Below are 21,813 nucleotides of genomic sequence, written 5' to 3' on the forward strand. Positions count from 1 at the left end.
CTTGGCGCGGCCTTTGGCCGCAACCAAATTCAAAATACGAATATCGAAATACGAAACAAATTCAAATGACAAAAAACCCAATGCTCCAAACTTTACGTAATCCTCATCTAATCAATGCCTTACGGTTATGCATTTTGAAAAACGAGCATAAAAAACAAGAAGTTGATGGATAGTAGTATAAATTCCATACGGTATCCGGCAAGTTCAAATGAGGATGCACATTCAAACATATTAATTAAATTGGAAAGAGTGCTGTTTATGTACTGTCTGTCGTTTCCCACCATCGCAATTCCCAGGTTAGAATACTGACAATTATCCAATACACCTGTTTCCGATATTGAGACATTAAAATTATTTTTTACACGATCTTTTAAGCTTTTTATGACACGTCGTTTTTCTTTTAAAGTTCTCGCATTACGGAGAATCAATTGTACACACAACAAACCAACTATGGTATCGTCAGATTTGTAAAATTCCAAATTCATAGCGCTGCATGGGTAAAATTGATTTAATTGTTGATATTAATTATTTTAAAATACAAACAAAATATACTCTCTTTTTAAAATTAATTTAGTTATTGTGTAACCTTGGATAAATATTGCTTTCTTTCATTTGACAACAAGAATTTGGCTTAGTGTTTAACGAAAGCATAGCATCCTTAAAAAAACACATACGAGATATCATCCTCCGTATTCAAGTCGCAAGATACAAGTGTTTTTTGATTTTACTGTCTTTTACGACACAAATATAATAAACATACGCTAAAAATTTGTAAAATATTTTTTGTTATACAGAAAGGGTTCTGGCAATCTTTTGTATTTCGTATGCCTCAACGATATCACCAACTTTGATATCATTGAAATTGGCTATTTTTAAACCACACTCGAATCCAGCTTTCACCTCTCTTACATCGTCTTTCATGACTTTTAATGACTCTAACTTTCCATCATAAATAATAATATTTTCGCGAATCAAACGAACAAGTGAATTTCTTGTAATTTTACCAGATTTTACGTAACATCCTGCAATATTACCGTATTTGGAAATATTGTACACCTGTCTGATTTCAACATAACCTAATACCACTTCCTTTTTTTCAGGTTCCAGCATTCCTTCCATTGCAGCCTTTATTTCGTTAGTTGCATCATAAATAATCTTATAAAGCCTGATCTCCACGCCTTTTTCTTCTGCCAGTAAACGCGCTTTTTCTTCTGCGGTTACATAAAAACCGATAATTAACGCATCAGACGCGTCTGCCAGAAGTACATCAGACTCTGTAATGCCACCAACAGCACTATGTAAAATCCTCACCTTAATTTCACTCGTAGACAGCGCATCCAGGGCCTTCTTCAATACTTCAACAGAGCCTTTGTAATCGGCCTTTAAGATTATTTTGATTTCTTTCACATTACCATCTGCAATCATGGAATAAAGATTATCCAGGGTAATATGTTGATGTTTTGCAAGCGAAGTTTCCCTGTCTTTGTTTCTTTTCTCCAAGGCAATTTCTCTGGCTTTTTGTATATCGCTCACTACATAAAACTTATCACCTGCCTCAGGGATATCAGAAAAATCAGAAATTGAAACCGGCGAGGCTGGGCCTGTTTCTTTTATCTCTTTCCCTTTATCATCAATTAAAAGACGGGCCCTGCCATATGTCCTTCCGCAAAGAATAATATCGCCCTGATGCAAAGTTCCGTCTTGAATGATTACATTCGCGACAACGCCTCTTCCCTCACTAAGATGGGCCTCCAGGACAACGCCCCTTGCAGGATTCTTTGGTATAGCCTTTAATTCAAGTATTTCCGATTCCAACCAAAGCAATTCAAATAATGTATCAATCCCTGCTCCAGTTATTGCAGAAGTCTCCACGAATGGGGTTTTTCCACTCCATTCTTCAGGTATCAAATCTAAATTAGAAAGCTGTTGCTTAACTCGCAAAGTATTTGCACTTGGCTTATCAATTTTATTAATTGCAACAATTATTGGTACATTGGCCGCCTTAGCATGATTAATGGCCTCTTCTGTCTGGGGCATCACTCCATCATCTGCTGCAACCACAAGGACTACTACGTCTGTGACATTTGCACCTCTCGCCCTCATTGCGGTAAAAGCTTCATGTCCTGGCGTATCTAGAAACACAACGTGCTTGCCATTTGTTTCCACTTTGTGTGCGCCTATATGTTGCGTAATTCCGCCTACCTCCCCTTCTGCAACTTTCGTCTTGCGAATACAATCCAGTAACGATGTTTTTCCGTGGTCAACATGTCCCAAAAAGGTAACTATTGGCGCACGAAGTACTTTATCTTCCTCTCTTGCGGATACTTGATCCGCAACGAAATCGTATTCTTCCGAAGCCTCTTTTTTCTTAATTTCTATTTCTACGTTATACTCCAAGCCTAATAATTGCACTATTTCTTCGCTTAAGATTTGATTTATTGTTGCGCGTACATTATGCTCGAGCAACAATTTTGTTATAATTTCATTTGCACGAATTCCTAATTTAGATGATATATCCTTTACCGTAATTGGCGTCTCCATAATCACACGCGACTCTCGTTCTTTAACTACAGGTTTTTTAACTTCTACATATCTTTCACGCCATCCCTTGTTTTTTTGATGTGAAGGGCCACCAACCTGCTTCTTCTTCCAAAATACTTTTGAAGGTGCAACTTTCGTGGATTGCTTTTGCCGAGGTGTGCTTTTGTGAAATCTAACAATTTTGTCTGGTTGAACAGCTTTGATTTCTTTATCTTCCTGCGATATAGTCTTATCTTCTCGTTTTTGTTCTTTTACATCAACCTTAATGGCCTCTTTAACTTTAAGTTCCTTTTTTGTAGCCGAATCATTTGGAGTTCGCCGGAACAGTTTTTTTAGCATTTCAACTTGTTCAGGATCAAGGGTGTTCGCATGGTGTTTGATATGCGTTAACCCTTTCTCATGGCATTTATCAATTAAGTTGTTACTTTTAATGCCTAACTCTTTTGCAAGCGAACTAATTCTAACTTTTCCCATTTAAATTCCCAAAAACAATTACCCAAAAAATAAATTTATTTCCTCATTATTAACTCTTTGATTCGACATTGTCGTTATATTCAGAATTCGTGGCAGCAACATTTTTCCCCGAGAGGTCATTAGTAGAAACATTATTTGCGTCGGCAACTTCTGCAAGTTCAAGATCGTCGGCTTTTTGCCTTTTTTCAAATTCTGCGTCGGTAATGATATCAATATTCCATTCAGTCAGTCTTGAAGCAAGGCGCACATTTTGCCCCCTTTTCCCTATCGCTAAAGAAAGCTGATCATTTGGAACAACGATTGTAGCCGTTCGATTTTCGGGAGATAAAATTATTCCCGAAACTTCCGCAGGCTTCAAAGCATTGGGTAATAACAATTCCGGCTCCTCGCTCCACCGGATAATATCAATTTTTTCGCCATTCAACTCATCAACAATATTCTTGATACGGGACCCGCGCATTCCAACACACGCGCCTACACAATCTACATTCTCATCACTTGAAGCAACGGCAATCTTTGACCTCTGGCCTGCTTCTCTTGCCAGTGCTTTAATTTCGATAGTATTTTCAGCAATTTCCGGCACTTCTAATTCAAAAAGCTTTCGAACAAAATCGGGATGAGTTCTCGACAGTGTTATTTTTACACGTGTTCCCACTTTTTTTACATCAAGAATAACTGCCCGAACCCGTTCTCCTATGGTATAATGTTCATTGGCCGTTTGTTCCGATTTTTGTAAAACACCTTCTGTTTTGCCTAAATTTACAATCATAGTAGCCCCTTCGAACCTTTGCACCTTACCGCTAACAATTACCCCTTTCCTCTTGCAAAAATCTTCGAAAATCACATCCCTCTCTGCCTCCCTAATCTTTTGAATAATGACCTGCTTGGCTGTTTGGGCAGTGATCCTACCTAATTCAGAAGGGTCTATTTTGCGGTCTCCTTCCATAGCCACTATTTCCCCTGTTTTTCTATCTATCTGTATGGAAACGGCTTCCTGTGACCTGAAATGCTTCTTTGCTGCGGTAATTAAGGCAGCTTCAATGCCCTGAAACACTACTTCCTTTGCAATTTCCTTGTCTCTATGCAAACTATCCACTAAACGGAGTAAATTTTCTTTGTCCATACCATTTTATCTAAAATGAAATTTAGAAAATAATCAATAATAAACACTGCTCATTGATGCAAATTTTTTTATAAAGTATATTTAGACACAAAAAACATTAAATACTTAACATTATTGACACAATATATTTCTAATTGGTATATTTTTACTTTGTCAATGCGAAACCATTAATAAATATGCATAGTCCAAAAATTATTAACTATAAATTTCTCAATCTTCTTACTATAATCAATATAAGGACATAATCATGAATATTAAAAAAAAAAGTGGGTATAACCCACTTTTATCTGAAGCTGTCTTCCTATTTAGGACTCTTAGTAAGCCTGAAACGGCGAAACTACAGCAACCTATGAAAGCATACATTAATATATTGCAACGTCTATAATTTTTAAATTTTAACAAAAAATGTCATATTGTCAAGTTGTTTTTGCATTTGCAGCGTTAACTGCAGGTATTATCTAATCGCTTATTTAAACTGTACTTAAAAACTTTTTTGCTATTCAATATTTCATTTTATAGTATCAGTCTGAGGACAAACGGAAATCATGGTCATCATTGTTGACAATTACGATTCTTTCACCTATAATCTCGTACAGCAAATAGGTGCTTTTGGCGAAAAAATGGAAGTTTTTAGAAACGATAAAATAAGTCTTGATAAGATCGAAAAAGAAACCCCATCGCATATTATTATTTCACCTGGACCATGTACTCCTAAAGAAGCAGGCATATCAAATGATATCATACGGTATTTCTCCGGTAAAATACCTATACTGGGGGTTTGTTTAGGGCATCAATGCATCGCTTATACATATGGTGCAGATATTATTCGTGCGCGAAGGCTTATGCATGGAAAGACCTCAATGATCATCCATGATGGCAAGACTATTTATAAGGGACTTTCCAATCCGTTTATGGCCACACGTTATCACTCGCTCATTGTGAAAGAAGATTCTCTGCCGGATTGCTTTGAAATTACTGCAAGAGCCGACAACGATGAAATTATGGGGATTCGGCATAAGGTTCATTTACTGGAAGGGGTCCAGTTCCATCCGGAATCTTTTCTCACCGAAGAAGGTCCAAAGCTTCTTAAGAACTTTTTAATGCTTTAATTATTTACATCTATTTCTGCTGTTTAAGGACATTCGATGTGGCGATAGCAATAAACCGTAAAGCAAATTTTTCAGATAAATTAACAACTGCCATACAGAAAAAAAACTGTTGTGTGGTGGTAGGATTAGATCCTCACTTTGACCTCATACCCGAGTCTATTAAGCAACAATTTTCAAAATTGCAGGATGACGCGTTTAAATATGCAGCAAACGTTATTCTGGAGTTTAATAAACAAGTCATTGACACTCTGGAACATTTGGTGGGTATTGTAAAGCTGCAAATTGCATTTTATGAGCTTTATGGCTGGCAGGGTATTTGGTCATACGCAGAAACTATTCATTATGCAAAGCAAAAGGGGCTTATTGTCATTGGCGATGTTAAAAGAGGCGATGTTCCCAATACGGCTGCTGCATATGCAAATGCTCATATTGGACAGGTTTCGATAAACAACACCACCCAAATTGCTTTCCAATCGGACGCCATCACGGTTAATCCTTTATTGGGAGTGGATAGTATACTCCCTTTTATAAAAAACGCGGAAACATACGATAAAGGCATATTTGTACTGGCAAAAACCTCCAATCCCTCCTCTGTTGAATTTCAAGACCTTTTGTGCGGCACAAAAAAGCTGCATCAAATAATTGCAGAAAAAATTCATACATGGGGAAGTCGGTCAATTGGAACATATGGATATAGTGCAATAGGTGCCGTTGTCGGCGCCACATACCCTGAAGATATCTTGATATTGCGAAAAACAATGCCCAATGCTTACTTGCTTATTCCAGGCTATGGATCCCAGGGGGCGACAGCGGAAGATATAAAAAATTGTTTCAATTCAGACGGCTACGGAGCAATTATCAATGCTTCCCGTTCCATCCTCTACGCATATAATAACCGAAGTTGGAAAGATAAATATGGCGCACAAACATGGAAAGAAGCCGCGCAGAATGCCGTAATGAATATGAAGGAAGATTTAAATAAGTGTGTACCAGCTCAAACACGATGAATATTGTTTTTTTACTCCAAATTACGCAGAGAATAATTTTAAAAAAAAATGAAAAATCAGGAATATAAGTTTGATATTACTGGTTTTAGGTTGTTTTAAGACGGATTCGGTTTGCTAATGTTCGGTAGAGGAGAAAGACATGGCGATAAAAGCAGGTACATATTCTTTTGATGAAAATACAGGCAAAATACAGGTTTATACTTTTAAGGAAGGAATGTTAAGCACCGTTGCGCATGATTTATTGCTGGATGTAACTCGTTTCAAAGTTGATTTAAATATCCCCTCCGATGACCTTTCATCCGCAACAATAAATGTGACAATACCGGCAAACGCATTAAAAGTAGTCTGTGCAATGAAGAATGGCCAGCAACAAAATGATACATTAAAAGAAAAGGATAAATCGGAAATTGAAGAGGCTACAAATAACGATGTGCTTCATTCAGAAAAATATCCGACAATAAGCTTCCAATCGACGGGTGTTGGTAAAAACAATGTCGGTTACCATACCACTGGAGAATTAACCTTGCATGGCGTTACAAATACTATCGAATTTGACTGCGAATTAACGGTTGAAAGCATCCTGAAAGGGTCTGTTGATTTTATGCAAAAAGAGTATGGCATAAAACCATACAAGGCATTACTAGGCGCTTTGAAAGTAAAGAATAATATCACCATCGCATTTTCGTTTCCTTTAAAATAAGTTTCAAAGGAAATATCGTTTGTGATAAAATTTAATTTTCATTTTTAAAAATTTAGCATTGATTTGCGAGCGTAAATAAATAAAATGAACGCTTTTTATAAAAAGGCAATAAAAACAACCATATCCTTCCCCGAAAGCTGCGACAGTGATTATTTTATGAAACAATCTTATGCATCGCACATAACATGAAGGACTAAAAGTTATTAGACATGATCTCATAATAGTACTTCCGGAAAGACAAAGGAAAATAAAGAATGGAAAAGAGCAGAAGAAGTTTTTTGAAGATTATTTCGAATATTTTGGGTGGAACACTTGTTGCAGGCATACTAGCCCCAATAATAGGATTGATAATCCATCCATGGCTGAAAGAAACCGTCTATGGGACTGAAGATTTCATTGGTATTGGCAAGCTCGATGACTTTCCCGTCGGTATCCCTAAAAAAGTGGCGGTGACCTCTTCGAAGATGGATGCGTGGAATATCTTTGAAGGATTGGTGATGGGATCTGTGTGGGTTATAAGGCAAAAAGATGATTCATTAAAAGTGTTTTCAACAAATTGCCCCCATCTTGGTTGTGGTATAGACTGGGCAAATGATGTTTCCCGATTTTTGTGTCCATGTCATGAGGGTGTCTTCGATGTAAATGGCAAAACAATATCCGGACCTGCTCCTCGCGGCATGTACAGTTATCGGACAAAAGTTGAAAACAATACTGTTTTCGTTGATTATAAAAATATAACCTAAGATATTTAAGATAAGGCAGAACCGCACTATGGCAAATAAATTTTACGAATGGATTGATAATAGAACCGGCTTAAACACGTTGCTTAAAACCGCCTTGGATGAACCTGTGCATGGCGGCGCACGGTGGACATATGTTTTTGGCAGTGGATTAATATTCCTTTTCATGCTTCAGGCGATAACCGGGATAGTAATGGCCAGTTTTTATTCCCCTTCTTCGACGACAGCATGGGGAAGCGTTTACTATATACAGGAACAAACCTCCTTTGGCTGGTTTGTAAGGGGCGTCCATCATTTTGGTTCAAGCGCAATGATAATTTTAGCCATTGTTCATTTCTTCCAGGTGTTTATTTATGGCGCATATAAAAAACCACGCGAACTTAACTGGATTACCGGGGTCTTTCTTCTTGTTTTTCTCATGGGATTTGGGTTGACCGGATATCTTTTGCCATGGGATCAAAAAGGATACTGGGCCACGCAGGTTGCTACCAATATCATGGGAACTATCCCTGTAATTGGCGAGTACATTAAAGTGCTGCACCAAGGCGGATCTGATTATGGTAATTTCACCCTTACACGGTTTTTTACACTTCATGTATTCATATTGCCAATTTCGCTGGTATTTTTTCTTTTTGTCCATGTCGCTCTGTTTCGCAAGCATGGTGTAACTCCTCATTGGAAAATAAGTGAAAAGCTGTTAAAGGAGCGGGTTGACCCTTTTTGGCCGGATCAGGTGTTTAAAGATATCGTATTTGCCATGATCATTTATGCTGTTCTGGCAGTATGGGTTTTTTGGAAAGGGGGGGCAGAACTTCAGGCGCCGGCTGACCCGGCATCCAATTATCTTGCCAGACCAGAATGGTATTTTTTATTCTTATTTCAGCTATTAAAATACTGTCAGGGAAATCTCCTGATTGTAGGTACCGTTATCGTACCAATGATTGGTCTTGTATTTCTCCTTGTTTTGCCGTTCATAGATAGAACACCTTCAAATTCTCCCGCCAAAAGGATTCCTTTCTTTGCAACGGTCTCTTCTGGAATGGCAGGGGCAATTGCATTGACCGTCCTTGCAATGCATCATGATGCACATGATATTCATATTATTCATCAGCGTGAAGACGCTGAAATTCAGGCCGCTAGGGCAGTCGTTCTCGCAAAAAAAGGCATTCATCCGGAAGGAGGGATGTCTATTTTCCTGAATGACCCTATTTATTTAGGGGAAAAAATTTTTAAGCAAAATTGTAATGGATGCCACAAGTTAAAAGGAATAGGGGGGGATAACGCCCCTGATTTTACCAACTTTGGATCACGGGAGTGGTTGTTTGGGTTACTCAAAAATCCCAGAGATAAAAAATATTTCGGAGAGTCCGGTGTGATGCCGGCGATAAAACTCCCGGAAGGGTCAGTGTGGGACATTACAGAGTTTTTATTAAGCCAATCGGGAAATTTACTCAATACAAACACAGATAGCCTTGAAAGGGGCAGAGAATTAACCCTTAAAGGCAATTGTGCTATCTGCCATCCCATAGGCGATAAAAATGCAATAAAGATTGCGCCTAATTTAACCGATTACTTATCGGAAGAGTGGTTAAAGGGTTTCATTAAAAACCCGGACGATAAAAAATTCTATGGTACGAAAAATAAAATGCCGGGATTCGAGGAAAAACTTAGCACCAACGAATTGGATGCCTTGGTGAAATATCTTATTTCTTTATCAAAAGACCGTCTTCTCGTCTCAGAATGTATGCAACATGAAAAAAGACTAACGGTATCCGAAAATTCTCAACAAACGTGCAACAAACAACCCGACCACTTTAATTTAAAAATGCAGGAATCTATGAAAAATGTCAGTGCGGTTTCTTATTTAACACCAAGTATACACTTTGGTTTATTAACCGAAAAATACCAGTTTGCTTCAAAATGAGTGGTAGATTTTGCTAGACCCTGTACTCGCTATAGGTGCTAAGGTAATTAATAAATATTTCTTGCCTAATCTCCTTCTTAATGATACGATTAACTTTTTTGCCGATCTAAAATTGATTTGCCACTGAGACCTGTTCGAATTATGCAGTACTTGTTGTAAACCTTCCAAACCAATGATGCAACAATCTGTGTTTAATACTACCGACAGTATTGGTAGAAATTATGAGAATTTATCGGCGGCATCGCCAAGTGGACTAAGGCCACGGTTTGCAAAACCGTTATCCTGGGTTCGAATCCCAGTGCCGCCTTTTTTTATATCTTGAAACAAGAAGCACCCCTGCAAACTCTTCGCTTTTCAAGACATTCATTTAACCCTCGAATTCTAGCATTTGTAATAGTTACACGTAAAACAAACGCTCACATACATACATATCACAGGGCGAGTGGTGGAATGGCAGACACGAAGGACTTAAAATCCTTTGACCTTAAACGGTTGTGTGGGTTCGACTCCCACCTCGCCCATGTACATATTTAAACAGGTATCTAATCTATCGTTATATTGGCGTTCGTTTTGTTTTGGTACACAAAATAGATTTTTTGAAATAGGCATATTAAGGAACTTTTTTTTAAATAGGATTGTTTTGTATTACTCTCTTAAAATTTTCTTATGACAATCGGGTTTTTGCGACAAAAACAAAGAGTGTTAAGAAAAAAATACTTATAGATCTGAATAACCAGATTTTTTGTGTTTTATTACATTCAGGATATTTATTTTTGATAAACGTTTTGGGTTTTATTCCAAAAAGGCTAAAAGGAGTTCTTATGGTAGGAAAACATTTTACTTTTATAATTATTTCAGGATTGTTAATGCTCGCTGCCGTCAGTGGTTGTGGAAAGGATGAATCGGACGTCCCGCAATTAAGTAGTCAGGCAAACGAAAGAGATTTTGAAGAAATACATAAAAACGTTAATTTAGGACAAGAAACGAAGGCTGTCGCCACTTCCGGAAGCGACCATGGCATGGGGTTTGTTCACGGCAAGAAAGAAAAACCTGATCCTAACAAAATAATTGCTTCTGTAAATGAAGAAAAAATTCTCCGCAAGGATCTTGATAAAATTCTTGATCGTTTCAGAAAACAAGTGCCTCCTGGGGCGATACCCTCTTTGGAAAAACAAATTACTGAGCAGCTTGTTACACAGGCAATTTTAAGGCAATTTGTCCGGGAAAAAGGTTTGGATGTCGCTGATGACGTTGTAAATAACGAAATCAATAAAATGCGGGAAAATATAGCAAAGAATCCTGCTGCAGAAGGGAAAACATTAGAACAATTTCTCGAAATCCAGGGCAGCAATATTGATGAGCTAAGTACTGCAATTAGAATGTCTGCGGCGCTTGATGCTTATGTGACTAATAATGTTGATGATAAAACACTGGAAAACTATTTCATTAAAAATATTAATGAATTTACAGGAGAAGAGGTCACCGCAAGCCATATACTTATAGGAACAAAGGGAATGAAGGAGCAGGAAGATTTGGACAAAGCAAGGGCTAAAATTGAATCGATAAAAAAAGAGCTGGATAACGGCGCGAACTTTGCGGAACTGGCCAAAAAGTATTCTGAATGTCCTACTGGGAAAACGGGAGGAGAACTCGGTTCTTTCCCAAGGCATGGGGTGATGGTGGAAACTTTTGCTAACGCGGCATTTTCTACAGAAGTCGGCAAGGTGAGTGAGCCGGTTAAAACAGAATTTGGATATCACTTAATTTATGTTACAAATCACGCTCCGGCAAAAGATGTAAGTTTTGATGCTGTCAAAGACACTGTCCGTGAAAAATTAGTTGCGATTGAAATGGGTGATCTGATCAACGATCTTCGGGATAATGCACAGGTTGAAATTAATTTGCAATGATGGAAAAGGCGCTACTACTTAATCAGATTTCTATTGTTTTATATTGGGTGTGTTTCGGCCTGTATTCGATGTATTGGTTTGTCGGATTTACCAGGTGGAAAATACGTTTTCCTGTATTGTTGGGGATTGTTATTTTACAAATAGCCGTTATTACCATACGTGGTCTATCGATAGGCTATTTTCCTCTTACAAATAAATTCGAATCATTCCATGCCTTTGCCACGGCAACATTCATGATATTGCTTATTTTTTCCAAAGCAGAAAGTCCCATTTACCGGATGACATTGTTTGGTATTGGATACGGCTTTTTTGTGGCAGCAGCCACTTTTTTTAAAATGGGTTTGAGTTTTGCGCCTCCCTTAATGCTTACCATATGGTACGCATTGCATGTCCCCCTTTCATTTTTCTGTTATGCATTATGGGCGAGTTCTATGGCGGCAGCAATCGCACGTTATTTTGCAAAGGGAAATAAAAAAACATATGATGTAATAATAGATTCCGGGTTCCGATACGGGTTGGCGGCCTTTTCCATTTCAATGATTTTCGGAGGTTTGTGGGGATACGTTGCATGGGGGTCTTATTTTTTATGGGATGCCAAGGTGGTCTGGTCTGTTATCATATGGTTTTTTTATGCAACCTGCCTGCACCTGGATTATTGGCCTGAAGCAAAAAAATTAAAGCCGCCGCTTGCCATCGTAGGGTTTTTTATACTGATGATGACATATATCGGCACTAGCTTTGTCATAGGAAGTTCTCACAGTTTCAGTTAAGATGCAGCAAAACCTCTTTTGTTTTTACGAAAATTTGTAAACAAGCCACATAATAAATCCGGATATTTCTAGATAAGGTTCTATTGAAAAAATGAAAAAGGTGTATGATTTTATTAAGTCCCAAAAATTAGGGATAATTATTGGATTTTCAGTTACAGGACTCCTTATCATCGGAAGTCTTATAATGAATTTTTATCCTTATCATTATTCCGGCCTTTCCGGAGAAGATATTATCTTTTTCTTCAGTCATAAGAAACCCATTCACATCTGGTTTTATCTACTTTTTTTTGCATGCATTATTTACGGCATAAACGCCTTCTTCTGCACCACGGATTCTGTCCTTCGAAAAGTGAGAGGAGGGATTAAAAAAGTGCCTTTATATGGGGCATCAATTATGCATGTTGGTTTTATAGTAACCTTGGTCGTACATCTTATTGGGGGGTTGTATTGTTCTTTATCGCCTCCAATTTCTGTCTCAGAAGAATGGACCGACATGGGCGGCTTTGAAATGAAGGTGACAGGTCTTGATACAAGTTCTTATCCAAATGGCATGCCTAAAAAAATAACGGGTTATGTCTCAGTAAGAAAAGACGGTGCCGAATATGAAGATACAATCGGTTATAACAATCCCGTAGTTTTGAATAATGGAGCGTTAGCAGTCTTATTGCGTGATTATGGGAATACGGTTTCTTCCGTGGTACTTAAAGTCGGAGACAGGATGCACAATCTTAAGGCAAATGAAGTTTTCACCTTAAACGGCCAAAATACCAGAATGGTAGATTTATACATGCCACCCCAATATCGCTATCCCGTGGTAAAACTACTTTCCACCACCCAAAACAGGGAAACCCAAAGCATATACCTTACCGTTGGTGAACATAACGCAAAGGAAATTTTGGGAACAAAGATTGCATTTCTTGATATTAAAACAGTGCCAGGGGTTTTCGTCACTATCAAAAATAATCCAAGTATCCCGTTGTCCCTCGTTACGGTGGTACTCTTTTCCCTGGGGACGGTGCTTGTGGTTATAAGGATGGTTGGTAAGATGGTTAATTATTAACCATTTTATGGAAGAATTATTACTGGAAAAATCTGATTTTAATATATCTTATATTCCCCTTCACTTTTTCTCCAAAATAGAGAGATTCTTTCTTGCAGATTGATAAGAAGGGTCTATTTCGAGTGCCGCTTTCAGGCCGACAATTGCCGGTCTTACTTGTCCCAATCCGGCGTAGCACATAGCAATATTCGTTAATATTTTTGCATCCTGTGCGGAAGAGCCTCTTAAAAACCTCTCATATACCTCAATAGCCAGCGCATACTCATTTATCTCTAAACAGAGATTCCCGAGTTCTAAATATACGTTATTATCCGAAGGATTAGACGCTATTATACGACGCACAAACTGAATGGCGCTATCCTTATCACCACGCCGGGAATTAATTTTTTCATTAATACATTTAACTATTATATGATGTGGATAAAAGGAGGATATTTTTTTTAACAATCCTTCCGCCTCCTCCAATTGATTTGACTGAATTAATACATTTATAAGGCAAGCATATGCCGTTATATTTTTTTCATCCTTTTGAATTGCCATTTTAAAAGAATTTATGGCGTCAATTGTCTTGTTTTGAACTGTTTTTATTTCACCCAGCAATAAGAATGTCAAATGATCTGCGATTCCTGATTGTATTGCGGAATCAAGTACGTTTGCAGCTTCATCTAAACGGTTTTGTGATAAATAAAAACGGGCGAGGCTTGAATAACACAGTGTTTCTTTATCAAAAATCTCTATTGCTCTTTTATATGCTCTTTCCGCTTCGTTCCGTAAACCCAGATTTCTGTAGCAATCTCCCATGTTGTTATACACCTTATGTTCGTACTCATAGGTATCTACAATAAGTAAATTAAAATCAGGAGATCTGCGGTCTTTTTCTTTAACGACAAGAAATTTCCGGTAAATACCCAATGCCTCGTGAAAAGCTTTTTTTCTGCTTAATATGTCACCTAACATAAACAAATTATCGAGAAAATCAGGATCTTCCCTCAATGCCTTTTTGCACACATCTTCCGCTCTGTCCAGCCTATCCTTGCGCATCAGCGCGAAAGCAAGGTCAATGCTGATCCTTTGCCTTTGATTTTTTGTTGAGAGGTCGAGAGCCGGTTCAGATATTCCCAGTCCTTTCTCTGCTAGTTTTATCACTTCATCATAATTGCGCTCATTTCTATAATTTCTTACAAGATTAGCTATCGCAAAAATATTTTCAGGATTCTCTTCCAGTTGTTTCCGTAAAAGATCCCCTGTCCGTTTATATTTTTTTTCCATTTTCGTTGCGGACAGATTGTATCCATAGTGGTACATCCGCACTTCAGATGGACGGGAATGACCCTCATGCACAAGTTGATTGTGTACTATTCCTTCGTAATGAGCCTTCCCTTTGCGGAATATTCTTGTGAAATAATGTTTTGACAATCCACCGGGAAGCTCGCTGTAGATAGCTACATAAAAGGCATTGCAGGCGGAGTTGCAAATAATCTTATGCAATAAGGGAATATCTTCCCGCTCCAGTTTTTCATCCGCGTCTATTTGCAAAACCCAATCGCATGTAGCATAACCCAAAGAATAGTTTCTCGCCTCGCTAAAACTGTTGCGCCATGGATGATGATATACTTTTGCGCCAAACGATTTTGCGATGTCCACTGTTTTATCAGAAGAACCGGTATCGACAATAATTATTTCGTCAACCGCCCCCTTTATACTCTCAAGGCATTGGGGCAAAAAACCTTCTTCATTCTTCACAATCATACATGCCGATATGGTGGACCTGTGGTTATTGTTTTCAGGGTCTTTGGTCATAAAACATTTCCTATTTCTAAAGAGAAAAGCATTATTTATTCCACTTCTGTAATGCGCTATATCCGATTTGAGCGGTGTCTTTATAGCCTGATTCTTCATAACATGCAGATATTTTTAACAAGGCATTTTTATCTTCAGGACACAAGTTTAAATACTTTTCATAGTATGATATCGCCTGTTTGTACTCCTGTTGTTTCAGAAATAAATCTCCCAAGCGGATAAAAATCTCCTGATCTGCGATATTTTCGGAAATTGACCGCAATAAAGTATTAATAGCGTCCGTATTGTTTCCCATTGCAGAATAGCATGAAGCTAAATTTTTATAGGTGGTAATATATTTAGGATTTGAGACTATCGATTTTTGCAGAAAACCAACCGCTTTTTCCCACTGTCTCATACTGCCATAACAAAAACCCAACCCGTTATATGCGGAATAATCATATCCCAGGGTATCAGTCATAAGGCAATCGCTGATATTTTTCAAATACCACTCACGCAATGTCAAAAAATGTTTAAAATATTCAATAGCTTTATTACAATCTCCTTCTTTTAAATACACACAAGCCAGTGTATAAACAATATCAATATTTTCCGGCGCAACATTCATTTCCCTTAATTTAGCTAAAGCGGTGTGGCACATCTTTTTTGCTTCTGCGGTATTTCCGGTATTGAGATAACAATCTGCCATTTCATACAGAATCATTATAAAATGATGCAAATTCGCCTCGGGTGTAATTCTCTTTAGCGCTTCTTTTCCGGTCTTAATACCATCCCGAAACAATTGCTGTGTGCAATAATTACGGATAAGATTCAACCATGCAAAACTATCATTATCGTTTAACGCTATTTGTTTTTCCAATAATTGAGTTGTTCTGTGCCATTTCTTCCGCATCGTATCTTCGTCAAGATCATACCCGTAATGATAAAGATGTATCTCCGATGGAAGCCTTTTCCCTTCAATCACCACTTGTTCATGGATAATACCTTTATAAAATGCCTTCTCCCGGCGAAAAACCCGTGTGTTATAAAACTTGTGCATCCCACTTTTCACTTTACTGTATATAGCAATAATAACACCATTATAATTATCGTTACTTATCGATTGTTTCAATACAGGAATATCATTCTGCTCAAGCTCTTCATCCGCATCGATCATAAGAATCCACTCTTTGGTAGCATGGCGTATTGCATAGTTTCTTGCCTCACTATAGTTATTATTCCATGAATAAAAATACACCTTAGCGCTAAATTCTTTTGCGATATTTACGGTATTATCAGTTGAACCTGTATCAACAACTACTATTTCATCAACAGCGTTCTTAACGCTGTTGAGGCAATTAGGCAGGAATCTTTCCTCGTTTTTTACGATAAGGCAGGCGGAGATTGTTGGACTGTGCAAGTTTTTCATGAGGTGATTTTTTTATATTTTACAGGTGGAGATTAAATGCTTATTTATATTTTTCATTTTAGCGCGGTTCATCCAATATATCATCTATACTGAATATTAGAACTAATATTTCCCTGCAGTATTATTATTGTTTTCCATAAATTTGTTTTTAATAAAATTTACTGTTCGTTGAGATGCCATTCCATCGCCAAAGGGATTTACAATATTGATCATCCGCTCGTACTCCTGTGTGTCCTCCAATAAACGAGTTGTTTCACGAATAATAGTTTGGGAATGTGTGCCCACGAGTTTTGCGCTTCCCGCTTTTATAGCCTCAGGGCGTTCTGTGACTTCGCGAAGTATCAGGATAGGTTTATTTAAGGAAGGGGACTCTTCCTGAATGCCCCCGGAATCAGTTAAGATAATACAGGCTCGTTTCATTAAGTGAACAAAAGGCATGTATTCTAGCGGCTCGATAAGCATGATGTTCGATAAGTTGCCTAGCATGGGATATACAATATTCCTAACGTTTGGATTGAGATGTACCGGATATACAAAAGTAACATCCGGATATTGTTTCGCTAACGTCAGGATTGCATTACAGATATCAATGAACGGTTTTCCAAAACTTTCTCGCCGATGCGCTGTAATTAAGATCATTCTGCCTTTTATGTTGTTCAGTAAATCGTTATCAAATGTGAAATCCTGTGCTGCAACTTCAAGTAAGGCGTCTATCACTGTATTACCTGTTACACAGATAAGGTCTTCACATATACCCTCATTTAGTAAATTTGTTTTTGCTTCATCAGTTGGCGCAAAGTGTAAATGCGCTATGACACTGGTAAGTCTTCGATTTATTTCTTCCGGAAAGGGTTGGTATTTATTACTTGATCGTAATCCCGCCTCTATGTGTCCCACAGGGATTCTCCTATAATAAGCGGCCAATGAGGCGGCAAAAACAGTAGTTGTATCCCCCTGTACTAAAACCAAGTCAGGCTGTTCTTCTTCATAGATCACTTCTATGTTTTTTAATACTTTGCATGTTATATCGGTTAGCCCTTGATTTTTATCCATAATATTCATATCGTAATCTGGTTTTATCGCGAAGACACTCAGGACGCTATCGAGCATTTGACGATGTTGAGCGGTAACGGTAACAACACTTTTCAGAGTGTCTGAATGTTTTTGTAATTCTTTAATTATTGGTGCAAGTTTTATGGCTTCTGGACGAGTACCTAAAACACTCATGATTTTAAACATATGGACTTATTATGTATGAGAATTTATACAGGAATCAGAAAGACCGGTAACGGTTAGAATTATCTTAAATCTATTAGTCCATGTGTGATCAAGCAAACACCGGTTTCTTCCTGCTGCTCCTATATTTAAGGCAATATCCGGGTGTGTTATATAATATTGTAATTTTGAAAGTAAGTCCGTTTCATTCTGATAGCAATCAATTTCTTCTCCAAGGATAAAACAGTTTTCCAGGACTTGATTATAAGTTGTCAAATAGAGGTTTCCCATGAGGGGAACCTCAAAATCCCTACCTTTTAATCCTGTCAGATGTGGAGAATCCCCAATAAAGCCGAAGCCTAAATTTACAACTGAACGGGAATAGATTACGTTCATCTCACGGTGTGATAGTTCTCCTGAAGGCCAGCCTTTGCCAAATGTTTGAACTGGAATCCCACAACTTATTAACCACCCAATGATATGAGGTCTTGTGCCGTAACATTGGCCTACAAAGGAAACAGGAATATCTCTGGGCGCTGGTATTGGAGAAAATGAGTGGGTATTTCCTCCTGGTGGAAGAAACAAGGCTCGGGCGCCAACGCTAATATACTTTTGAACATCTTCCTCTGATTGTGTGGTAATGCAGAGGTCGAACTCAGGCGCAATTTCAGCATTTCCAGAAAGACCACCTGGCTCTTGATAACCCCAGAATTTTACCTTGTCATCAAGGCTAATGTTTACTGTTATTATGTTCATTTTACCGATAGCCCGAATAGTATATGGATAGACCCATCTTCCCGAGAGGTAAGAAAACAAGAGATCTATCGTCTTCTCACGATGAGCTAATTCAACTTGCCGTAGTAATACCTTGTTAAAATCTGGTTTGCCTCTTTGATGCCAGTCGGCAGCATATTGATTGAAGGAATTTCCCCAATCATAGTGAATAACGTCAGCAATCTCTGCCCATCCATCTACCAATCCGTGTTTTTCCCAATTGACATGATGTACCACTACGAAGATTCGAGGCCTAACCTTGCGGGTAGATACTTTGCCTATATTTGCAAGATGTGTTCTGATCTTGTCGATCTGTTCTTCTAATGGAATGTGAAAGGCCATTGGTTTATGCTCATTCTATAGAAATTTTCATTTTTGATCAAAGTCTCTCTGCGCCGCATTTATTCTTGCTGAAATCTATGGTTGCCAATAGTTGGCGCATTCTTTCCTCAAAGCTATGGTGTTCAATAGCAAAATGGTGGCCTTTTCCTGCAATTCCTTCCCTTTCATCCTCATGGATGAGGTAATAGTGGATTTTTTTTATAAGATATTCAACATCCCCTTGATGCCATTGTACTAAGTGTTCTCCATCAATAAAAAGGTCTTTGCAGGGAAGTTCTTCCGTAAGGAGGAACGAACCGGACCCAAGTACTTCACCTATGCGTGTTTCTATATTAAGTAAATCAGAAAGGTGTATGTTTAAAATGATCTTGGATTCATTAAAGGCTTCATTTAGTTCTTTACTGTCCCATATATTCGGAGTGAAGACCTTGAAATACTTTTCCAACGCAACAAGAATGTTTTTGCGTCGGGGGGTTTGGTTACCAATAAAGGTAACGTCATATTTTTTCGATACTTCAAGTTTTTTGTGAATTTTTGTATTTACGGCGATGCAAGGTAGCCAGTGGACATTTACACAACCGATGTTTTTATAAACTTGTAGGTTGGTTTTATCATGAGAGAAGACATAATCAAAAGCAGTTGCATTATATTCCAGCTCTTTTCTTCTGACAAGTGCGATGTAATCTACTGCGGTATCGTTACCAATCTGTTCACAATACCATAAGGCGGTTGGGTAAGGAATAGATTGAATCAATTCCGGCGGTATGAATTCACCTTTACAAACGAGAACAAGGTCAGCTTTTTGCTGCAATAGTCTTTGGAGATTGTGTCGTTCTTGTCGAAAATCCGTACTAAGGATATTACAGTCCATCTCTTCTAATGCCGAAATCAGATGGTTTTCAAAACCCCAGGGGTAATTTGTTTTTTGTGCACCAACCAGATGTATTGTTAGCATTTTACGCTCGTTTTCCTATAGCTAATCCTATTCTTGTCGCGAAGAATATCGTTAATTACTTCGTTTACCTTTTTACTCAAGGTGTCATAGTTATCAATACAATTCCTTGCATTTTGCTGCATTTTGTTAATCAACTCCGGATTTTTAGCCAGAAAATGCATTTTAAAAGCCAGATCATTTATATCTACAATTTCCTCTGGAAAGGAGATGCCATCCCCTCTGAGGAACCTTTTAGCGACTTTGACCAGCAAGCCATTATAGTTATTCTGTACAAACTCATTCATTGGCGGCGCGTCAGTGGCAACGGCTGGAAGCCCACATGCCATTCCTTCCAGTAAAGGCAGTCCCAGCCCTTCCAGTTTGGAAGGAAAAACAAGGATATGGCCTTTATGATAAAGACCCGGTGCTGGAACGGTGGCGACATGATAGGTTATGCGCGGAGTATTATTCACGATATTCAAAACTTCTGGCGGAAGTTTTTCCAGTGCGGTCTGTGCATGGATAAAGAGGGTTGCATCTGGCAAATACCGGGATACCGCTTCAAAGGCAAGGATAACGGCAGGCGTCATTTTGCGATAATTGATACCTAACCATCCGGCATTATGAAAAAAGGTATATTTTTCTGTACTATTATTTGTCGGTTTAAAAAGTTCCGTATCTATTCCCCATCCGACATAATAGGCATTACAAAAATTTTTAACAAGATTGTATGTTCTTTTTGTGGAACAAAGCACAGCATCGTACAAATACATGTATGGTTTCCAGTCGTCTTTATAATAATCAAGGTAGGTGACAACCTTTATGGATTTTTCTTTAACGTATTTAACTAAAGACCAATCATATTCTTCATTGAAAACCACCATATCCAGTTTATTATTATCAATCCACTTCCCAAGTACTTCATGAGATATCTCATATTTCCCAAATGTTGTTAAATTAGGAACATCCCATATACCGTCTGTTTGCAACATAGGGCGATCATAAACCCCGCCTGTCCTGGCAAACACAAAAGTTTCGTGTTCTTGTGCAACAACATCCCGCAATGTTTTAGTTACATACGATTGTCCACGTTCGAACCAAATGCTTACAAAACCAACGTTTAATCGTCTGTTTTTATTTATTTTCCCTTTTAGCTTAAGACGCACTTTCTCAAGACCTTTTTTAGCCTCTTTGTAATACACTTCAATTCCTAAAGCTTTTTCAAAACAATTTTCAGACTCTTTAAACATATTTTTTGAAAAATACATAACACCCAAATTGTTAAATGCAGAGGCATCGGTGGGATTTAATTCGGTTACCTTCTTTAAATGCAAAATGGCATTATCTACTTGTTTAAGTTGATAATAGAGGAGTGCGAGGTTGTAATGAGCGCTAAGAAAAAAAGGGTCGGCTTCTATTGCTTTTTTATAAGCTTTCACCGCTTTTAGAGAATATCCCTTTTTCTTTAAATTCTCAGCTTCTGTAAAAAAATCCTTAGCTATCGAGGAGGGCATAGATATGTATTCCCTTAATATTTATACAATAGAATTCAAATTTATTAAACGTATTCTAATAGATACATGTTATCTGGCTCGAAAATAAGACTACAAAAAATAGCTCAAACACAGGTACCGCAATATGATATGGCTATAAAACCATTTTCATCGTTTCCGGGTATTGCAAATGCAACATGATGACTGCTTAGAATATTGATTGCTTAAAGATACTGTTGCCAGATGCCCAATCGAAAACACCTTAACCATTGTTTTATCAATGTTCACTCATAAATACGCAATATATATGCCAATGAAAACTTTTAATATTTTTAACATATTCAAATGTAAGTACTTAGTAATAAGAAAGATATAGGTGGGCTGTAAGTGGCCATAAAAAAACAATCAAAATGCAATCATTTTATTTGGGGCAAAAGCGGACAGGGTGTTGAAAAATTAATCATTTACTATTTGTTTTGCACACAAGTA

17 protein-coding genes and 2 tRNA genes are annotated in these 21,813 nt (G+C 37.9%); 10 read left to right on the forward strand and 9 right to left on the reverse strand.

Annotation, left to right across the window (positions count from 1 at the left end; genetic code table 11):
• Window positions 1–125: 125 nt before the first annotated feature.
• The 3 genes from QZT26_RS09915 to nusA form a co-directional block, all read right to left on the reverse strand.
• On the reverse strand, window positions 126–485 hold the full coding sequence (locus QZT26_RS09915; RefSeq protein ID WP_295101894.1) for a DUF503 domain-containing protein: 360 nt from the start codon (window positions 483–485) through the stop codon (window positions 126–128).
• Window positions 486–786: 301 nt separating this feature from the next.
• On the reverse strand, window positions 787–3,015 hold the full coding sequence (gene infB, locus QZT26_RS09920; RefSeq protein ID WP_099324355.1) for a translation initiation factor IF-2: 2,229 nt from the start codon (window positions 3,013–3,015) through the stop codon (window positions 787–789).
• Window positions 3,016–3,064: 49 nt separating this feature from the next.
• A complete protein-coding gene (gene nusA, locus QZT26_RS09925; protein ID WP_099324354.1) occupies window positions 3,065–4,138 on the reverse strand; it encodes a transcription termination factor NusA in 1,074 nt (357 codons plus the stop codon).
• Between the two features lie 545 nt (window positions 4,139–4,683).
• Between nusA and QZT26_RS09930 the strand changes: the two genes are divergently transcribed.
• From QZT26_RS09930 to QZT26_RS09975, 10 genes are all read left to right on the forward strand, one after another.
• Complete coding sequence (locus QZT26_RS09930) at window positions 4,684–5,247, forward strand: aminodeoxychorismate/anthranilate synthase component II (RefSeq protein WP_099324353.1); 564 nt, start codon at window positions 4,684–4,686, stop codon at window positions 5,245–5,247.
• Window positions 5,248–5,285: 38 nt separating this feature from the next.
• A complete protein-coding gene (gene pyrF / locus QZT26_RS09935) occupies window positions 5,286–6,254 on the forward strand; it encodes an orotidine-5'-phosphate decarboxylase (protein WP_230405757.1) in 969 nt (322 codons plus the stop codon).
• 139 nt (window positions 6,255–6,393) lie between these two features.
• On the forward strand, window positions 6,394–6,954 hold the full coding sequence (locus tag QZT26_RS09940; protein ID WP_295101897.1) for a YceI family protein: 561 nt from the start codon (window positions 6,394–6,396) through the stop codon (window positions 6,952–6,954).
• Window positions 6,955–7,208: 254 nt separating this feature from the next.
• Window positions 7,209–7,697 (forward strand): Rieske 2Fe-2S domain-containing protein, encoded by a 489-nt coding sequence (locus tag QZT26_RS09945; RefSeq protein WP_099324351.1) that lies wholly within the window; start codon window positions 7,209–7,211, stop codon window positions 7,695–7,697.
• 28 nt (window positions 7,698–7,725) lie between these two features.
• On the forward strand, window positions 7,726–9,618 hold the full coding sequence (locus QZT26_RS09950) for a cytochrome b N-terminal domain-containing protein (RefSeq protein ID WP_164994666.1): 1,893 nt from the start codon (window positions 7,726–7,728) through the stop codon (window positions 9,616–9,618).
• 234 nt (window positions 9,619–9,852) lie between these two features.
• Window positions 9,853–9,925, forward strand: a tRNA-Cys gene (locus QZT26_RS09955).
• A 129-nt stretch (window positions 9,926–10,054) separates the two neighbouring features.
• Window positions 10,055–10,139: transfer RNA gene (locus tag QZT26_RS09960), tRNA-Leu, on the forward strand.
• Window positions 10,140–10,439: 300 nt separating this feature from the next.
• Complete coding sequence (locus QZT26_RS09965) at window positions 10,440–11,528, forward strand: peptidylprolyl isomerase (RefSeq protein WP_157820396.1); 1,089 nt, start codon at window positions 10,440–10,442, stop codon at window positions 11,526–11,528.
• Complete coding sequence (gene ccsA / locus QZT26_RS09970) at window positions 11,525–12,298, forward strand: cytochrome c biogenesis protein CcsA (protein WP_099324348.1); 774 nt, start codon at window positions 11,525–11,527, stop codon at window positions 12,296–12,298. Before QZT26_RS09965 ends, ccsA begins: the two co-directional genes overlap by 4 nt.
• 91 nt (window positions 12,299–12,389) lie before the next feature.
• Complete coding sequence (locus QZT26_RS09975) at window positions 12,390–13,358, forward strand: hypothetical protein (RefSeq protein WP_099324347.1); 969 nt, start codon at window positions 12,390–12,392, stop codon at window positions 13,356–13,358.
• A gap of 60 nt (window positions 13,359–13,418) precedes the next feature.
• On the opposite strand, the gene QZT26_RS09980 is transcribed toward QZT26_RS09975, so the two are convergent.
• The 6 genes from QZT26_RS09980 to QZT26_RS10005 all read right to left on the reverse strand — a co-directional run bounded on the left by QZT26_RS09980 (window position 13,419) and on the right by QZT26_RS10005 (window position 21,345).
• Window positions 13,419–15,158, reverse strand: a complete 1,740-nt coding sequence (locus QZT26_RS09980; RefSeq protein WP_295101901.1) for a TPR domain-containing glycosyltransferase — start codon at window positions 15,156–15,158, stop codon at window positions 13,419–13,421.
• 31 nt (window positions 15,159–15,189) lie between these two features.
• Window positions 15,190–16,566, reverse strand: coding sequence for a TPR domain-containing glycosyltransferase (locus QZT26_RS09985; RefSeq protein WP_295101902.1), 1,377 nt, complete (start codon window positions 16,564–16,566; stop codon window positions 15,190–15,192).
• 102 nt (window positions 16,567–16,668) lie between these two features.
• Entirely contained in the window at window positions 16,669–17,805 is a 1,137-nt protein-coding gene (gene wecB, locus QZT26_RS09990) for a UDP-N-acetylglucosamine 2-epimerase (non-hydrolyzing) (RefSeq protein WP_099324344.1), read from the reverse strand.
• A 9-nt stretch (window positions 17,806–17,814) separates the two neighbouring features.
• Window positions 17,815–18,897, reverse strand: coding sequence for a glycosyltransferase (locus QZT26_RS09995; protein ID WP_099324343.1), 1,083 nt, complete (start codon window positions 18,895–18,897; stop codon window positions 17,815–17,817).
• A gap of 37 nt (window positions 18,898–18,934) precedes the next feature.
• Window positions 18,935–19,852 carry a glycosyltransferase gene (locus tag QZT26_RS10000; protein WP_099324342.1) on the reverse strand — a complete coding sequence of 306 codons (918 nt, stop codon included), beginning with the start codon at window positions 19,850–19,852 and terminating at the stop codon, window positions 18,935–18,937.
• Window positions 19,846–21,345, reverse strand: coding sequence for a tetratricopeptide repeat protein (locus tag QZT26_RS10005; protein WP_099324341.1), 1,500 nt, complete (start codon window positions 21,343–21,345; stop codon window positions 19,846–19,848). Before QZT26_RS10005 ends, QZT26_RS10000 begins: the two co-directional genes overlap by 7 nt.
• Window positions 21,346–21,813 lie beyond the last annotated feature (468 nt).

Origin of the sequence: uncultured Candidatus Kuenenia sp. (genome assembly GCF_900696675.1) — a bacterium.
GTDB lineage: Bacteria > Planctomycetota > Brocadiia > Brocadiales > Brocadiaceae > Kuenenia > Kuenenia stuttgartiensis_A.